Raw genomic sequence first — 14,834 nt, forward strand, 5'->3', positions numbered from 1 at the left:
ACCAAAAAAGAGGGAGGAGACCACCCATGAAAGGATGCGCGAAGCTCGCCGAGCTGGGGCGCCGGCAATTCCTGCGCGGCGGCGCGGTTGCCGCCGCCGGGGCGGCCGTCACCGCCGCCGTGCCCGCACCGGCACAGGCCGCCCTTCCCGGCGCCCGCGTCGACTACCCCGCGGAGCGGCTGGCCAACCTGAAGGACCTGACGGTGGGCGAGCCCCTGCCCATCGCCTACCCCGACGCGGACTCGCCGGGCGTGCTGATCCGGCTGGGCACGCGGGTGCCCGGCGGGGCGGGGCCGGAGGGCGACGTGGTCGCCTACTCCACGCTCTGTCCCCACAAGGGTTATCCGCTGGTCTACAGCGCCGCCGACCGCACGCTCAACTGCCCCGGGCACTTCTCGCGCTTCGACTGCGAGGCGGCGGGGCAGCAGGTGTGGGGCCACGCCACCCAGAACCTGCCGATGCTGCGCCTTGCCGTCGACGCCGGCGGTGACATCACCGCGGTGGGCATGGACGAGCTGATCTACGGGCGCACCCGCAACGTGCTGCAGGGCTGAAGGGGGAGGACCGGACCATGACCTACAAGCGCGGAGTCGACCAGCTCCCCATCCCGCCCGCCGACGCGGCGGTGCACAACGTCACCTGCGATTTCTGCATCGTCGGTTGCGGCTACAAAGCCTACACCTGGCCCATCGACGCGCAGGGCGGCCCCGAGCCCGGCCGCAACGCGCTGGGCGAGGACCTGTCGCGCCAGCAGGGCGCCGAGAGCGGCGCCTGGTACGCGCCGTCCATGTACAATGTGGTCAAGCGGGACGGCAAGCTCGTCCACCTCGTCATCAAGCCGGACAAGGACTGCGAGGTGAACGCCGGCCTCACCTCGGTGCGCGGCGGCCGCATGGCGGAAACCCGCGTGTCGGAGCAGACCGGCACCATGACCGCCCGCCTGACCAGCCCCATGGTCTGGCGCTATTCCCAGATGATGCCGACCTCGTGGGAGGACTCCCTGTCCCTGGTCGCCGACGTCACCCGCCGCGTCATCGAGGAGATGGGGGAGGACGGGGTGATCGTCTCGGCCTTCGACCACGGCGGGGCGGCCGGCGGCTACGAGAACACCTGGGGCACCGGCAAGCTCTATTTCGACGCCCTGCAGGTCAGGAACATCCGCATCCACAACCGCCCGGCCTACAACAGCGAGGTGCACGCCAGCCGCGACATGGGGGTGGGCGAGCTGAACAACTGCTATGAGGACGCCGAGCTGGCCGACACCATCTTCGTGGTCGGCGCCAACCCGCTGGAGAACCAGACCAACTACTTCCTCGCCCACTGGGTGCCCAACCTGCGCGGCGAGTCCCTGGGCCGCAAGCGCGAGCTGCTGCCGGACGAAGCCCACGCCGCCGGGCGCATCATCATCGTCGACCCGCGCCGCACCGTGTCGGTCGGCGCCTGCGAGACGGTGGCCGGCCGGGAGAACGTGCTGCACCTTCCCATCGAGCCCGGCACCGACCTGGTGCTGCTGAACGCGCTGCTGACCGAGATCGTGGCGCAGGGCTGGCACGCCCGCGACTTCATCGCCGCCCACACCGCCGGCTTCGAGGAGGCCGCGGCGGCCAACCGCACCACGGTGGAGGAGGCGGCGGCGCTGACCGGCCTCGACCCCGACGCCATCCGCACCGCCGCCCGCTGGATCGCCGAGCCCAAGGCCGACGGCAAGCCGCGGCGCACCATGATGGCCTACGAGAAGGGGCTGATCTGGGGCAACGACAACTACCGCACCAACGCCGCCATGGTGAATCTGGCGCTGGCCACCCACAGCGTCGGCCGCGAAGGGACCGGCTGCGTGCGCCTGGGCGGCCACCAGGAAGGGTATGTGCGCCCCTCCGACGCCCACGTCGGTCGGCCGGCCGCCTATGTCGACGAGATGCTGATCGCCGGCCGCGGCGGTGTCCACCACGTGTGGGCGGTCGACCACTTCAAATCGACGCTGAACGCCGAGGAGTTCCGCCGCGCCTACCGCCGCCGCACCAACCTGGTGAAGGAGGCGATGGACAGCGTGCCCTACGGTGACCGCGAGGCGCAGCTCGCGCAGATCGTCGGCGCCATCCGGCGGGGCGGCCTGTTCAGCGTGGTCGTCGACATCCTGCCCACCCAGATCGGTGAAGCCGCGCACGTCTGGCTGCCCGCCGCCACGGCCGGCGAGATGAACCTGACCTCGATGAACGGCGAGCGCCGCCTGCGCCTCAGCGAGCGCTACATGGACCCGCCGGGAGCGGCCCTGCCCGATTGCCTGATCGCGGCCCGCCTCGGCAACGCCCTGGAGGAGTCGTTCCGGCGCGCCGGCAACGAGGCGTACGCCGCGAAGTTCAAGGGCAAGTTCGACTGGCACAGCGAGGAGGACGCCTTCATGGACGGCTTCCACCGCCACGCCGAGGGCGGGGAGCACGTCACCTACGAGCGCCTGCGCGCCATGGGCACCAACGGCGTGCACGAACCGGTGACCGGCTTCGCCGACGGCCGGCTGGTGGGCACCCGGCGCCTCTACACCGACGGGCGCTTCGGCACGCAGGACGGGCGCGCCCGCTTCCTGAAGACCGAATGGCGGGGGCTGCAGGCGGCCGGCCGGGCGGCGCAGAAGGCGAAGTATCCCTTCCTCATCAACAACGGCCGCAACAACCTGGTCTGGCAGAACGCCTTCTACGACGTGCACACGCCCTTCGTGCGCGAGCGCATGCCCGTCGCCCCCATCGAGATGAACCCCGATGACATGAAGGCGCTGGGCGTTGCCGCCGGCGACCTGGTGGAGGTGTACAACGACGTCGGCTCCACCCAGGCCATGGTCTACCCGACGCCGACCGCCCGCCGGGGCCACGCCTTCATGCTGTTCATCGCGCCCACCGGCCAGGTTGGCAACGTCATCGGCAAGGGCACCAACGAGCTGATGATCCCCAACTACAAGAACGTCTGGGCCGACATCCGCCGCATCGGCCGCGCCCCCGGTGCCGACGGCATGAGCTTCAAGGCCATCGAGTACCCGCAGGGGATCTGAGGACGCTTGACGGGGCGCTAACGATTCGATATTTGGACAATCATCGAATCGTTAGCGCCCGGAGGGCCGTCATGTCGCCGCAGAAGGTCTACAACGTGCTGTTCCTGTGCACCGGCAATTCGGCGCGCAGCATCATGGCGGAGTGCATCCTGCGCCGCTGGTCGAACGGGCGGTTCGCCGCCTTCAGCGCCGGCAGCCGCCCGCGCGGCCTGGTCGACCCCACGGCGCTGGAGCTGCTGCGCCGCTTCAACCACGCCACCGACGGGCTGCGCAGCAAGGACTGGAACGAGTTCGCCGCGGCCGACAGCCCGGTGCTCGACTTCGTGTTCACCGTCTGCGATCAGGCGGCCGGGGAGCCCTGCCCGGTGTGGCCCGGCCAGCCGATGACCGCCCATTGGGGGGTGGAGGACCCGGTCGCCTTCGAAGGGCCGGAGGAAAAGCGCCTGAACGCCTTCAAGCGCGTCTATCTGGAGCTGGACAACCGCATCAAGATCTTCGCCAGCCTGCGCCTGGAGGGGCTCGACCGGCTCGCCCTCAAGCGGCGCCTGGACGAGATCGGCCGCACCCGCCTCGCCGAGACCGGCGCGGCCTGAGCACTGCCGCCTCGGTCCAAGGTAGCCTTTGCAACGCACCGCCGGCGGGGGCACAATGCCGGGATCGGCGGCCGCGGCGGGGGATCGATCCCGCGGCCGCCGCGTTGAAACGGGCGGACGGTCCGACGGACGGGGAGGGCGTGCGTGGCGAAACGGCGTGGCTCGTGGGCGGGTGTCGGCGCGATGGCGGTGTTCGCCGCCCTGGTCCTGGGGGTGGCCGACGTGGACGGCGCGGTGCCGGACACCGCCGGCTTCCACGGCGACAACTGCATCGAGCGGGAGATCGGCGTCGAGGGCGGGCGGGATACCGTCGTCTTCACCAATCGCTGCGGCACGGCCATGGCGGTGGTCGGCTGCGTGCTCGGCCGGCCGGAACACCGGGCCGCCGGCGCGGCCCCCACCTGGACCTGCGCCTCCAACATCGCCGCCGCCGGCCGTGCGGCGCCGGCACTGTTCCGCGGTGACCGGGTGCGGGCGGAGCGGCACCCGGAAGCCCTGGCGCGCGCCCCCATCGACACGGTCACCGGCCGCCCCTACAACACCTTCGCCGTCGCCTGCGAGGTGGACCGCATCTATCCCGCCGCCAACGCCTCCGCCGCGGCTGTCGAGCCCGTCAGCTTCCGCGTCGCCCGCACCGACGTCTGCCTGCGCCTGCACGATGCCCTGCTCGGCGTCGTCGACGCCCCCGCGGAGACCGCCGACCCGGTGAAGGCGTTCCGCCGGCTGGGCTTCCGCATGGCGCGCAACGCCAACCCGCTGGCCGGGGTGGAGTAGGACCGGCGCGGCGCAAAGGCTACGCCCGGTTCTCCCGCGCGCACGCCACGGCCACCGCCACGGCGACCCCCGCCGCGGCCGGCGCCAGCCACGCCTGCGGCGCCCCCATGGCCCACAGGGTGGCGCCGGTGGCCAGACACCACAGCACGGGGACGGGGAACAGCAGGGCCCGCAGCCATCCGCCGCGCGCCGCCAGCAGCAGGCCCAGGGTGCCGACGGCGGTGGGGTCGGGGGCCATGCCGAAGACCTCCGCCGCCGCCCGGGAGTCCGCCATCAGCGGATAGCCGACCAGGGCGACCGCCAGCAGCGCGGCGCCGGTCCACACCGCCGGCCCGGATCGGCGGAACCGCAGCGCCCCCGCCGCGGCGGCGGCCAGGAACAGCGCCGCCTGCACAGCGAAGAGAGGGGCGATCCAGGCGGCGGCCCAGTTGATCGGGGCGTAGCGCTGCCAGACGAAGCCCCAGCCCACGAACGCCCACAGCACGGCCAGGGCCGCGGCGATCCAGCGCCCGTGGCCGGGCGGGCGGACCGCCGCCAGCAGCGCCAGCGCCAGCCCGACCGCCGGGGTCAGCAGGGGCAGGGGATGGAAGGCGGCGTTGTGCAGCGCGAACAGCCGCCAATAGACGCGCGGCGAGAACAGCAGGAAGTCCTCGGCCGAATAGGTCCACCACTCCACCATGGTCGTCCGCCGGGGTTACAGGGATGCGATGTGGTCGGCGATGCGCCGGCGCAGCGCCGCGTCGGGCAGGGGGCCGGAGGCGGCGGCCAGATTCTCGCGGACGTGATCGACGCGGGTCGTCGCCGGGATCGCCACGGTGACCGCGGGGTGCGCCAGGATGTGCTTCAGGATGAGCTGCGCCCAGCTCACCGCGCCGACCTCGGCGGCCCAATCGAGCAGGGGGCGGGGGCCCAGGCGGCGGGTCAGCTCCCCCTGGCGGAAGGGGCGGTTGACGATGACCGCGATGCCGCGCTCCGCCGCCAGCGGCAGGATGCGGTCCTCCGCCTCCCGGTCCACCGGGTTGTAGGTGATCTGGATGAAATCCGGCCTGCGGGTGTCCATTACCCGCTCGAACAGGTCGTGGCGCCGCCCTTCGGAGGTGGTGATGCCGGTGTAGCGGATGCGGCCCTCCGCCTTCATGGCGGCAAGCGTGTCCAGATGCGCCTCCCACGACAGCAGGTTGTGGACCTGCATCAGGTCGAAGCGCGGCACGCCCCAGCGGCGGCGCGACTCCTCCATCTGCGCCGGTCCGGCGGCGGGGGAGGAGATCCACACCTTCTCCGCCGAGAACAGGGCCGCCGGCTGCCCCAGCCGGGCCAGACCGTAGCCGGTGACGGCCTGCGAGGAGCCGTACATGGGGGAGGAATCGATCATGGCGCCGCCACCGGCGAAGAACGCTTCCATCACCGCCGCGCATTCGTCGCGCAGCACCGGGTCGTCGCCCACGTTGAAGGTGATCCAGGTGCCCAGCCCCACCGCCGGGATCGCCTCGCCGGTGGCGGGGATGGTGCGCGTCAGCGGCGCGGGCGCCGGCTGTGCCGACGCGGCACCGGTCATGGCGCCCGCCGTCGCCCCCATCGCGGCGGAAGCCATCAGGCCCTTCAGTATCGTGCGGCGCGTCGCCGGCATGGTTTCCCTCCGTCGGTGGTCGTTCCTCAAGAGTGGTGCCGTTGCCGCCGTTCCGCCACCGGGGAGAGGCGCCGCGCGCCATGCGGCACCACGGGGCTTGCCCCGCGGCCGGCGCGCGGCCTGTAATGCCGCCGGCGCATGCGGGCGCCGCGGCCGACGCGAGGGGGAAATGGCGGCAATCACCGGTGGGAGCGGCGTTGCGCGGCTGGCGCGCGCGGTCGGTCTGGCCGCCGGCCTTGCCGTCCCGACGCTTGCCGGCGCCGCGGCGGAGCCGCCGATCCGCGTCGGCGTGCTGGCCTACCGCGGCGGCGACCACGCCAACGCCGCGTGGGAGCCCACCGTGCGCTATCTGGCGGAACGGTTTCCCCGGCGCGGCGCGGAGATGGTGCCGCTGGACCTGGCGGGCATGGACGCGGCGGTGCAGGCGGGCGCCATCGACTTCGTCCTCACCAACACCGGCAATTACGTGGAGCTGGAAGCGCGCCACGGCGTGACCCGGATCGCCACGCTGCAGTCCTCGCACGCCGCCGGATCGGGTGCGGCCATCGGCTCCGCCGTGGTGGTGCGCGCCGACCGCACCGACATCCGCACGCTGGCAGACCTGAAGGGGCGGACCGTCATGGCCATCGATCCCGATGCTTTCGGCGGGTTCCAGGTCGCCCGCGGCGCGATGCAGAGGGCCGGCGTCGATCCCTACGGCGATCTGCGGGAGCTGCGGTTCTCCGGCTTTCCCGTCGACCGGGTCCTCTTCGCGGTGCGCGACGGGGCGGTGGACGCGGGCATCCTGCGGGCCTGCGTGCTGGAGGATCTGGCCGCCGAGGGCCGGGTGGAGGCGGAGCGCCTGAGGGTTCTCGAGCCCCGCGCGGTGCCCGGCTTCGCCTGCGCCGTCTCCACCGACCTCTACCCGGACTGGCCGCTCGCCCGGCTCGCCTCGACGCCGGAGGCACTGGCCAAGGAGGTGGCGGTGGCCCTGTTCGGCATGCCCGCCGACCACCCCGCCGCCCGGGCCGGCGGGTACCAGGGATGGACCGTGCCGTTGGACTATCAGCCCGTCCACGCCCTGTTCCGCGAGCTGCGCATCGGTCCCTATGCCGACCTCGGGGAGGTGTCCCTGCTCGACCTCGCGCGCCGCCATTGGGAATGGCTGGCGGCGGCGGCGCTGGCCCTGCTGTGGTGGGCCATCCATTCGCTGCGGGTCGAACACCTGGTCAAGGTGCGCACCGCCGAGCTGCAGGCCGCCAACCGGGTGCTGCTTCACGAGATGGCGGAGCGTCGCCGCGCCGAGGAGACCGCGCGCGAGCGGCAGCGGGAGATGGACCATGTGGCCCGGCTGTCCATTCTGGGCGAGATGGCCAGCAACCTGGCGCACGAGCTGAACCAGCCCCTGGGCGCCATCGCCAACTACGCCCGCGGCTGCACCCGGCGGCTGGAGGCCGGGGCGGCCGACCCGGCGCAACTGGCCGAGGCCACCCGGGCCATTGCGGCGCAGGCCGATCGGGCCGGGGAGATCATCGCCCGCATCCGCGACTTCGTGCGCAAGCGGGCCTCCCGGCCGGAGCCGATGGACGTCAACGAGTCCATCCGGGCCGCCATCGCCCTGTGCGACGGCCGGGCGCGCCAGCGCAACATCCCCGTCGTGCCGGCGCTGGACGGCGACCTGCCCCCGGTGCTGGCCGACCGGGTGCAGATCGAGCAGGTGGTGCTCAACCTCGTCAAGAACGCCCTCGACGCGACACCGGACGGGGGAGCCGCGGCGGACGCCGCCGCCCGCGCCATCACCGTGCGCTCCGGGCGCGACGGCGACGGGCGGGTCGAGGTGACGGTGGCCGATCGCGGCCACGGCCTGGCGCCGGAGGTGCGGGCGCGCCTGTTCGAACCCTTCTTCACCACCAAGCCCGGCGGGATGGGGTTGGGCCTGTCCATCTGCCGGACCATCGTCGAAGCCCACGGCGGCCGCCTGCGGGCCACGGACAATCCCGGCGGCGGCGCCGTCATGGGTTTCGTCCTGCCGGCCGCCGGTCCCGCCGCCAACGAGGAGCCGCACCATGCCCGCTGACACCGTCCCCGCCGACCCGGTGCGCGCCGTCTACGTGGTCGACGACGACCCGGCGATGCGCCATTCGCTGGCCTGGCTGATCGGTGCGCTGGGGGTGCCGGTGGAGACCTTCGCGTCGGGGGAGGAGTTCCTGGGCGCCGTCCGCCCGGACCGCCCCGGCTGCCTCGTCACCGACGTGCGCATGCCGGGGATGAGCGGGCTGGAGCTTCAGGACACGCTGGCCCGCGCCGGCTCCCTGCTGTCGGTGGTGGTGATCACCGGCCACGCGGACGTGCCGATGGCGGCGCGCGCGTTCCGCGCCGGTGCCGTCGACGTCATCGAGAAGCCCTTCAACGACCAGATGCTGCTGGACCGCGTCCACGAGGGGCTGGAGAAGTCGGTCCGCACCTGGGCCGAGCGGGCGCGCCGTGACCGGGTCCTCGCCCTGCTGGCGCGCCTCACCCCGCGCGAGCGCCAGGTCGCCGAGCTGGTGGTGGCGGGCAAGCCGAACAAGGTCATCGCGGCGGAGATCAACCTCAGCCTCAAGACGGTCGAGGTCCACCGGCACAACCTGATGGAGAAGCTGGAGGTAGCCTCCGTCGCCGACCTGACCCGCCTGCTGCTGGAAGCCGGCTGACCGCACCCACGCCCCCTGCGGCATGGCGTCACTGGGGAAAACCCTAAGAAGTCTAGGGATGACCCCAATGGGAGGGACCGACCCGTCCCGGCTATCCTTCGTACCGGAAGGCCCGCGGAGCGCCGCGGGCACGGGCATACGGGCGGAGGGGTCAGCCATGGACCGGTCACGACGCAACTTTTGCTTGGGCGCCGGCGCCGCCGCGGTCGGGGCCGCCGCACTGGCGGCACCGCCGGCCGACGCGGCGGCGGCGCGCAAGGGCGGCGATCCGGCGAACCGCTGGGCGATGGTGGTGGACGTGCGCAAGTGCGTCGGCTGCCAGGCCTGCACGGTGGCGTGCATCATGGAGAACGCGGTTCCCGCCAACAGCTTCCGCACCATCGTCTCGACCTACGAGGTGACGGAGGGGGGCCGGGCCGGCACCGCCATGCTGCCGCGCCTGTGCAATCACTGCGAAGACGCGCCCTGCCTGCCGGTGTGCCCCACCGGGGCGACGTTCCAGCGCCGCGACGGCATCGTCGTGGTGGACAACACGGTGTGCGTGGGCTGCGGCTACTGCGTGCAGGCCTGTCCCTACGACGCCCGCTTCATCAACCACGAGACCCGCACCGCGGACAAGTGCACCTTCTGCGTCCACCGGGTGGACGCCGGGCTGCTGCCGGCCTGCGTCGAGACCTGCGTCGGCGGCGCGCGGATCTTCGGCGATCTGAACGATCCCGGCAGCACGGTCTCCCGGCTGGTGCGGACGCAGGCGCCCAAGGTGCTGAAGCCCGGACAGGGAACCGACCCGCGGGTCTTCTACATCGGGCTCGACCCCAACCTGGAGGGCAAGGTGGAGGGCACGCCGACCCTGTGGCGGCCGAGCGCCCGGCCCCACGCCCACGCCCCCGCCGCGAAGGAGCACGCGTGATGGACACCAACATCGTCGAGGTCATCAACGTGACCCGGGAGGTCGCGTGGCTTCCATGGGCGGTCCAGTATTTCTTCCTGATCGGCCTGTCGGTGGGCGGGGTGCTGCTCAGCCTGCCCGGATACGCCTTCGCGCGGGAGGAGTGGCGCGCAACGGGCCGGGTGGCCCTGCTGGTGGCGCTGACCTGCGGCCTGGCGGCGCCGGTGGCGCTGCTGTCCGATCTCCACCAGCCCGGCCGTTTCTGGCACTTCTACGTGGTGTTCCGGCCCACGTCCTGGATGTGGTGGGGTTCCCTGATCATCCCCTTCTACGTCGCGGGCCTGCTGGTCTACGCCTGGACCTGCCTGCGCGAGGAGCTGCGGGAGCACGGGGCGGTGGACAGCCGGCTGGCCCCGCTCTACCGCCTGGCCGCCGCGGGCGGCGGGCGCAACGACGCGCTGATCCGGGCCGCCGGCCTGGTCGCGCTGGCCGGCGCGGCGGCGGTCGTCCTCTACACCGGCGCCGAGGTGGCGGTGGTCCGGGCGCGGCCGCTGTGGAACACCCCCTTCCTGCCGGTCCAGTTCGCCCTGACCGCGCTGGCCGGGGCGGCCGGGCTGGTGCTGATCCTGAACCGCTTCGCCGGCGCCGACCGCGCGGTGGAGGTGCGGGTCAACCGGGTGCTCGCCGCGACGCTGGCCGCGGTCATGGCGGTGGGGGGCCTGTGGCTGGCGCTCGGCCTGTCGGGGATCGAACCGACGCACGCCGAGGCGCTGGGCAGCGTCGTCGGGTCCGAGGCGTGGCGCGTCACCGCGGTGTGGGCCGTGGCCGCCACGGCGGTGCCCTTCGCCATCGCCCTTGCCCGGCCCTCCGGCACCGGCCTGCTGACCGGCCTGATCGCCGTCCACAGCGCCTGGATGTTCCGCTGGACCGTGTTCATCGGCGGGCAGAGCGTGCCGAAGACCGGCGCCGGCTTCTACGAATACGCGCTTCCGGCCGGCCCGGACGGGCTGCTGGGCATCGCCGGCACGGCGGGGCTCTGGCTGTTCCTGCTGCTCGTCATCACCGCCATCGTACCGACCCCGCGCCGCCCGGCGTCCGGCCCGGTCCGTGCCGCTCCGGCGGCCGGCCGCGCCGTGGCCGCCGCCGAGTGAACGGAGACACCGCCATGTCGATCACCCGTCGCATTCTTCTGAAGACCTCCGCCGCCGGGGGCGCGCTGGCCGCCTTCGCCGCCGGCTTCTCCGACACCGCCCGCCATCTCGTCGGCGGAGCCCGGGCCGCCGACCGGCCGGACGACGCCATCTCCGGCAACGCGCCGCCGCCCGAGTTCCGGGTCGATCCGGCGACCGGCACCGTCACCCCGACGCCGGGCCAGACCGTCGCCAACGTCGCCTGCCTGGGCTGCACCACCCTGTGCGGCGTGCGGGTGCGGGTGGACACCGCCGCCAACCGGGTGCTGCGCGTCGCCGGCAATCCCTACAGCCCGCTGTCCACCGACCCGTTCCTGCCGTACGCCACGCCGATCCGCGAGAGCTTCGCGTCGCTGACGCGGCTGGGCGAGCGGGGGTTGCAGGGCCGCTCCACCGCCTGCGGCCGCGGCAACGCGGCGCTGGAGATGCTGACCTCGCCCTTCCGCGTCACCACCCCGCTGAAGCGGGTGGGACCGCGCGGGTCCGGCCGGTGGGAGCCCATCGCCTTCGACCGGCTGGTGGAGGAGATCGCCGAGGGCGGCGACCTGTTCGGCGAGGGGCCCGTGGACGGCCTGCGCGGCCTGCGCGACCTGAAGACGCCCATCGACCCGGCGGCGCCGGAGCTGGGGCCGCAGGTCAACCGGGTGGCCCTGCTGTCCTCGGTGAACGACGGGCGCGAACCGTTCGTGCGCCGATTCTTCAACCAGGCGCTGGGGACGATCAACGTCGTCGGCCACGGGGCCTATTGCGGCGGCGCCTACCGGTCGGGCTCCGGCGCGGCGTTCGGCGATGCCAAGAAGATGCCCCACGCCAAGCCGGACCTGCGGAACGCCGAGTTCGTGCTGTTCATCGGCACCGCCCCGTCCAACGCCGGCAACCCGTTCAAGCGCCAGGCCATGCTGCTGGCCAGGGGGCGCACGGACGGCGTGCTGAACTATGTGGTCGTCGACCCGGTGCTGACCAACGCGGACAACCGCGCGACGGCGGACCGCGCCAACTGGGTTCCCATCCGGCCGGGGACGGACGGCGCGCTGGTCATGGGCATGATGCGCTGGATGTTCGAGAACGGGCGCATCGACACGCGCTATCTGTCGCAGCCCAACGGCGCGGCGGCGGAGGCGGCGGGCGAGGCCGGCTGGTGCAACGCCACGCACCTCGTCATCGTGCAGAAGGGGCACCCGCGCGAGGGTCGGATGCTGCGCGCCTCCGACATGGGCTGGGTGACGCTCGACGAGAAGGAGCGGTACGGCGACAGGGACGCCTTCGTGGTCCTCGCCGCCGACGGCGCGCCGGTGGCGCACGATGCCCATGGCGGGGCGGCGGCGCTGTTCCACGACGGCGCGCTGGAGACGCCGGACGGTGCGCTGGCCGTGAAGACCGCCCTGACCCTGCTGCGCGACGAGACCATGCGGCTGGAGCTGAGCGGCTACGCCGACGTCTGCGGCGTCCCCGCCGACGTCATCGCCGGGCTGGCGCGGGAGTTCACCGCCCACGGCAAGAAGGCCGCCGCCAACGCGCACGGCGGCATGATGGCGGGCAACGGCTTCTACAACGCCTTCGGCGTGGTCACGCTGAACACCCTGATCGGCAACCTGAACCACAAGGGCGGCACGATCTTCGGCGGCGGCCGCTTCCCCGACGAGCAGGACGGCCCGCGCTACAAGCTGGCGAGCTTTCCCGGACAGGTGAAGCCGTCGGGCATCGCCATCAGCCGCCCGGTGCCCTATGAGCGCTCCGGCGAGTTCCGGGCGGCCAGGGCGGCGGGCAGGCCCTACCCGGCGAAGGCCCCCTGGTATCCCAACGCCCCGCAGCTCACCACCGAGTATCTGACGAGCGGTCTGGTGGACGGCTATCCCTATGGGCTGAAGGCCCTGTTCCTGTGGAACAGCAACCCGGTCTACGGCATCCCCGGTGTGCGCGCCGCGGCGGAGGCGGCGCTGCGCGACCCCGCGACGCTGCCCCTGATCGTCGCCATCGACCCCTTCATCAACGAATCCTCGGCGCTGGCCGACTACATCGTGCCGGATACGGTGCTGTACGAAACCTGGGGCTGGGCGGCCCCCTGGGCCGGCGTGCCGACCAAGACGACGACCGCCCGCTGGCCGGTGGTGGAGGCCCGCACCGAGCGGCTGCCCGGCGGGCGGCACGTCCAGATGGAGACCTTCCTGATCGCCCTGGCGATGCGCCTCGGCCTGCCGGGGTTCGGCCCCGACGCCATCGAGGACACGGAGGGCAACCGCCATCCGCTGGAGCGTCCGGAGGACTGGTACCTGCGCGGCGGCGCCAACGTGGCGTGGCTGGGCAAGCAGCCGGTGCCCGACGCAACCGACGAGGACATCGCGCTGTCCGGCGTCGCCCGCCTGCTGCCGGCGCTGAAGGCAACGCTGAAGGACGGGGAATGGCGCAAGGTCGCCTTCGTCCTGGCCCGCGGCGGCCGCTACCAGGACGACGGCGAGGGGTTCGCCGGCGATGTGGCGACCCACCGCTTCAAGGACCCGCTGCTGGTCTACAACGAGGCGGTGGGCACCGCGCGCAGCAGCATCACCGGCAGGCGCTGGACCGGCACGGCCACCTGGATGGAACCGGTCTTCGCCGACGGCACGCCGGTGCGCCGGGTCCACACGCCGGAGGACTGGCCGTTCCAGGTGGTCAGCGCCAAATCGGTGCTGGTCAGCGCCTACACCATCGCGGCCGACCGCCTGCGCCACCTGCACCCGGAGAACCCGGTGGGCATCAACGCCGACGACGCCCGGCGGCTGGGCATCGCCACGGGCGACCGCATCCGCATCGCCACGCCGGGCGGGTCGGCGACGGCGACGGCCATCGTCCGGCACGGCGTGATGCCGGGCGTGCTGGCGGTGGAGCACGGGTTCGGCCACCGGGAGTACGGTGCCCGCCCGCACGTCATCGGCGGCACGCGCCAGCCCGACGTGCCGGAGATCGGGGCGGGCATCAACCTCAACGACCTGGGCATCGCCGACCCGACGCGCGCCGGCGCCTCGGTTTGGGTCGACCCCATCGCCGGCTCGGCGGTGCGCCAGGGCATCCCCGCCCGGCTGGAGCGCCTCGCCGTACCGGCCTGACGCGACCATGTCCGGGGGAGCCTGTTGGGGTGGGGGGACGGTCGCCGTCCCCCACACCACCACCCCGATCGGACAAGGAGTCTGACATGCGCGTGAGCGAAGCGATGACCCGTGACGTACGCGTCGCCGGTCCCGACCAGAGCATCCGCGACGCCGCCCGGATGATGGCCGACATCAACGCCGGCGTGCTGCCGGTGGGCGAGAACGACCGGCTGGTCGGCATGATCACCGACCGTGACATTGCCATCCGCGCCGTGGCGCAGGGCAAGGGCCCCGACGCGAAGGTGCGCGACGTGATGACCGCCGACGTCCGCTATTGCTTCGACGACGACGACGTGGAGTCGGTCGCCCGCTCCATGGGCGACAACCAGGTCAAGCGCCTGCCCGTGGTGAACCGCGACAAGCGCCTGGTGGGGATCATCTCGCTGGGCGACCTCGCCACCCGCCACGGCGCCGATGCTGCCGGCAAGGCCGAAGCCGGCATCGCCCGCCCGTCCCGCTGAGTGCGGGCGGCGGGCGTCCGGGGCGGGGGTCCGGCGCGCCGGGCGCCCCCGCCCCGGGCTTTTCCGTTGCCTTCGGTCCGGCCCCGCGGGGGGCGCACGGCCGGGTGTGGCCGGGCAGCGGGCGATCGTGCCCCGGCACGTGGTGTACGAGCGAAGGGGTTGGTCATCGCTCTCCGGCGGGTTGAGCCGGGTCAGGTTGCCACGGCGGACAACCTGGAAACGTCATTATGCCCCAGTGGCGTCATGGTCTCCAAGCTCATGTAGCGGCGGCTGGCCGCCCACTCATCATTTTGCTCCAGCAGGATGGCCCCTCCCAATCGGAAGATCGCCGCTTCATTGGGGAAGATGACGACGACATCGGTGCGCCGCTTGAACTCGCCGTTGACGCGCTCGAGGGGATTGGTCGAGCTGATCTTGGTCCAATGGTCGGGATGGAAGTCCATGTAGGCCAGGACGTCGTGCT

13 protein-coding genes are annotated in these 14,834 nt (G+C 72.8%); 10 read left to right on the forward strand and 3 right to left on the reverse strand.

The genetic code is table 11. The features are described from left to right. The first annotated feature begins 26 nt into the window (after positions 1-26). The 4 genes from G472_RS0121820 to G472_RS0121835 all read left to right on the forward strand — a co-directional run bounded on the left by G472_RS0121820 (position 27) and on the right by G472_RS0121835 (position 4,407). The gene (locus tag G472_RS0121820; RefSeq protein ID WP_029010076.1) at positions 27-554 is read left to right on the forward strand and encodes an arsenate reductase (azurin) small subunit; all 528 of its coding nucleotides are present in this window, start codon (positions 27-29) and stop codon (positions 552-554) included. A gap of 17 nt (positions 555-571) precedes the next feature. Then, positions 572-3,040 (forward strand): arsenate reductase (azurin) large subunit, encoded by a 2,469-nt coding sequence (locus tag G472_RS0121825; RefSeq protein ID WP_029010077.1) that lies wholly within the window; start codon positions 572-574, stop codon positions 3,038-3,040. A 71-nt stretch (positions 3,041-3,111) separates the two neighbouring features. Beyond that, positions 3,112-3,633 carry an arsenate reductase ArsC gene (locus G472_RS0121830; RefSeq protein ID WP_029010078.1) on the forward strand — a complete coding sequence of 174 codons (522 nt, stop codon included), beginning with the start codon at positions 3,112-3,114 and terminating at the stop codon, positions 3,631-3,633. 144 nt (positions 3,634-3,777) lie between these two features. Beyond that, entirely contained in the window at positions 3,778-4,407 is a 630-nt protein-coding gene (locus tag G472_RS0121835; RefSeq protein WP_156927207.1) for a hypothetical protein, read from the forward strand. Positions 4,408-4,426: 19 nt separating this feature from the next. Here G472_RS0121835 and G472_RS0121840 read toward each other — a convergent pair whose 3' ends face one another. Both G472_RS0121840 and G472_RS0121845 read right to left on the reverse strand, forming a co-directional pair. Continuing rightward, positions 4,427-5,086, reverse strand: coding sequence for a DUF6064 family protein (locus G472_RS0121840; RefSeq protein WP_029010080.1), 660 nt, complete (start codon positions 5,084-5,086; stop codon positions 4,427-4,429). Positions 5,087-5,101: 15 nt separating this feature from the next. After that, on the reverse strand, positions 5,102-6,034 hold the full coding sequence (locus tag G472_RS0121845) for an aldo/keto reductase (RefSeq protein WP_029010081.1): 933 nt from the start codon (positions 6,032-6,034) through the stop codon (positions 5,102-5,104). 169 nt (positions 6,035-6,203) lie between these two features. Between G472_RS0121845 and G472_RS34850 the strand changes: the two genes are divergently transcribed. The 6 genes from G472_RS34850 to G472_RS0121875 all read left to right on the forward strand — a co-directional run bounded on the left by G472_RS34850 (position 6,204) and on the right by G472_RS0121875 (position 14,371). Beyond that, positions 6,204-8,090 carry a sensor histidine kinase gene (locus tag G472_RS34850; RefSeq protein WP_084536830.1) on the forward strand — a complete coding sequence of 629 codons (1,887 nt, stop codon included), beginning with the start codon at positions 6,204-6,206 and terminating at the stop codon, positions 8,088-8,090. Beyond that, on the forward strand, positions 8,080-8,706 hold the full coding sequence (locus tag G472_RS0121855; RefSeq protein ID WP_035693372.1) for a response regulator transcription factor: 627 nt from the start codon (positions 8,080-8,082) through the stop codon (positions 8,704-8,706). The genes G472_RS34850 and G472_RS0121855 overlap by 11 nt, the downstream gene beginning before the upstream one ends. Before the next feature lie 157 nt (positions 8,707-8,863). Beyond that, positions 8,864-9,616 carry a sulfate reduction electron transfer complex DsrMKJOP subunit DsrO gene (gene dsrO / locus G472_RS0121860; RefSeq protein ID WP_051341130.1) on the forward strand — a complete coding sequence of 251 codons (753 nt, stop codon included), beginning with the start codon at positions 8,864-8,866 and terminating at the stop codon, positions 9,614-9,616. After that, positions 9,616-10,746: an NrfD/PsrC family molybdoenzyme membrane anchor subunit gene (gene nrfD, locus G472_RS34855; protein ID WP_035693374.1), complete on the forward strand. Its 1,131-nt coding sequence runs from the start codon at positions 9,616-9,618 to the stop codon at positions 10,744-10,746. Before dsrO ends, nrfD begins: the two co-directional genes overlap by 1 nt. A gap of 14 nt (positions 10,747-10,760) precedes the next feature. Beyond that, complete coding sequence (locus G472_RS0121870) at positions 10,761-13,868, forward strand: molybdopterin dinucleotide binding domain-containing protein (RefSeq protein WP_029010084.1); 3,108 nt, start codon at positions 10,761-10,763, stop codon at positions 13,866-13,868. A gap of 86 nt (positions 13,869-13,954) precedes the next feature. Continuing rightward, positions 13,955-14,371 (forward strand): CBS domain-containing protein, encoded by a 417-nt coding sequence (locus G472_RS0121875; RefSeq protein WP_029010085.1) that lies wholly within the window; start codon positions 13,955-13,957, stop codon positions 14,369-14,371. Positions 14,372-14,562: 191 nt separating this feature from the next. On the opposite strand, the gene G472_RS0121880 is transcribed toward G472_RS0121875, so the two are convergent. Further along, positions 14,563-14,834: transposase (locus tag G472_RS0121880; RefSeq protein ID WP_029010086.1), on the reverse strand; the 272-nt coding region annotated here is incomplete at its 5' end.

The sequence above is a fragment of the Azospirillum halopraeferens DSM 3675 genome, assembly GCF_000429625.1.
Classification (GTDB): domain Bacteria; phylum Pseudomonadota; class Alphaproteobacteria; order Azospirillales; family Azospirillaceae; genus Azospirillum; species Azospirillum halopraeferens.

What these genes read in the sequence shown, in the direction of transcription:
- G472_RS0121825 (WP_029010077.1), top strand. Translation starts at nt 572, where the DNA reads ATGACCTACAAGCGCGGAGTCGACCAGCTCCCCATCCCGCCCGCCGAC.
- G472_RS0121855 (WP_035693372.1), top strand. Translation starts at nt 8,080, where the DNA reads ATGCCCGCTGACACCGTCCCCGCCGACCCGGTGCGCGCCGTCTACGTG.
- G472_RS0121830 (WP_029010078.1), top strand. Translation starts at nt 3,112, where the DNA reads ATGTCGCCGCAGAAGGTCTACAACGTGCTGTTCCTGTGCACCGGCAAT.
- nrfD (WP_035693374.1), top strand. Translation starts at nt 9,616, where the DNA reads ATGGACACCAACATCGTCGAGGTCATCAACGTGACCCGGGAGGTCGCG.
- G472_RS0121820 (WP_029010076.1), top strand. Translation starts at nt 27, where the DNA reads ATGAAAGGATGCGCGAAGCTCGCCGAGCTGGGGCGCCGGCAATTCCTG.
- dsrO (WP_051341130.1), top strand. Translation starts at nt 8,864, where the DNA reads ATGGACCGGTCACGACGCAACTTTTGCTTGGGCGCCGGCGCCGCCGCG.
- G472_RS0121840 (WP_029010080.1), bottom strand. Translation starts at nt 5,086, where the DNA reads ATGGTGGAGTGGTGGACCTATTCGGCCGAGGACTTCCTGCTGTTCTCG.
- G472_RS0121870 (WP_029010084.1), top strand. Translation starts at nt 10,761, where the DNA reads ATGTCGATCACCCGTCGCATTCTTCTGAAGACCTCCGCCGCCGGGGGC.
- G472_RS0121845 (WP_029010081.1), bottom strand. Translation starts at nt 6,034, where the DNA reads ATGCCGGCGACGCGCCGCACGATACTGAAGGGCCTGATGGCTTCCGCC.
- G472_RS0121875 (WP_029010085.1), top strand. Translation starts at nt 13,955, where the DNA reads ATGCGCGTGAGCGAAGCGATGACCCGTGACGTACGCGTCGCCGGTCCC.
- G472_RS34850 (WP_084536830.1), top strand. Translation starts at nt 6,204, where the DNA reads ATGGCGGCAATCACCGGTGGGAGCGGCGTTGCGCGGCTGGCGCGCGCG.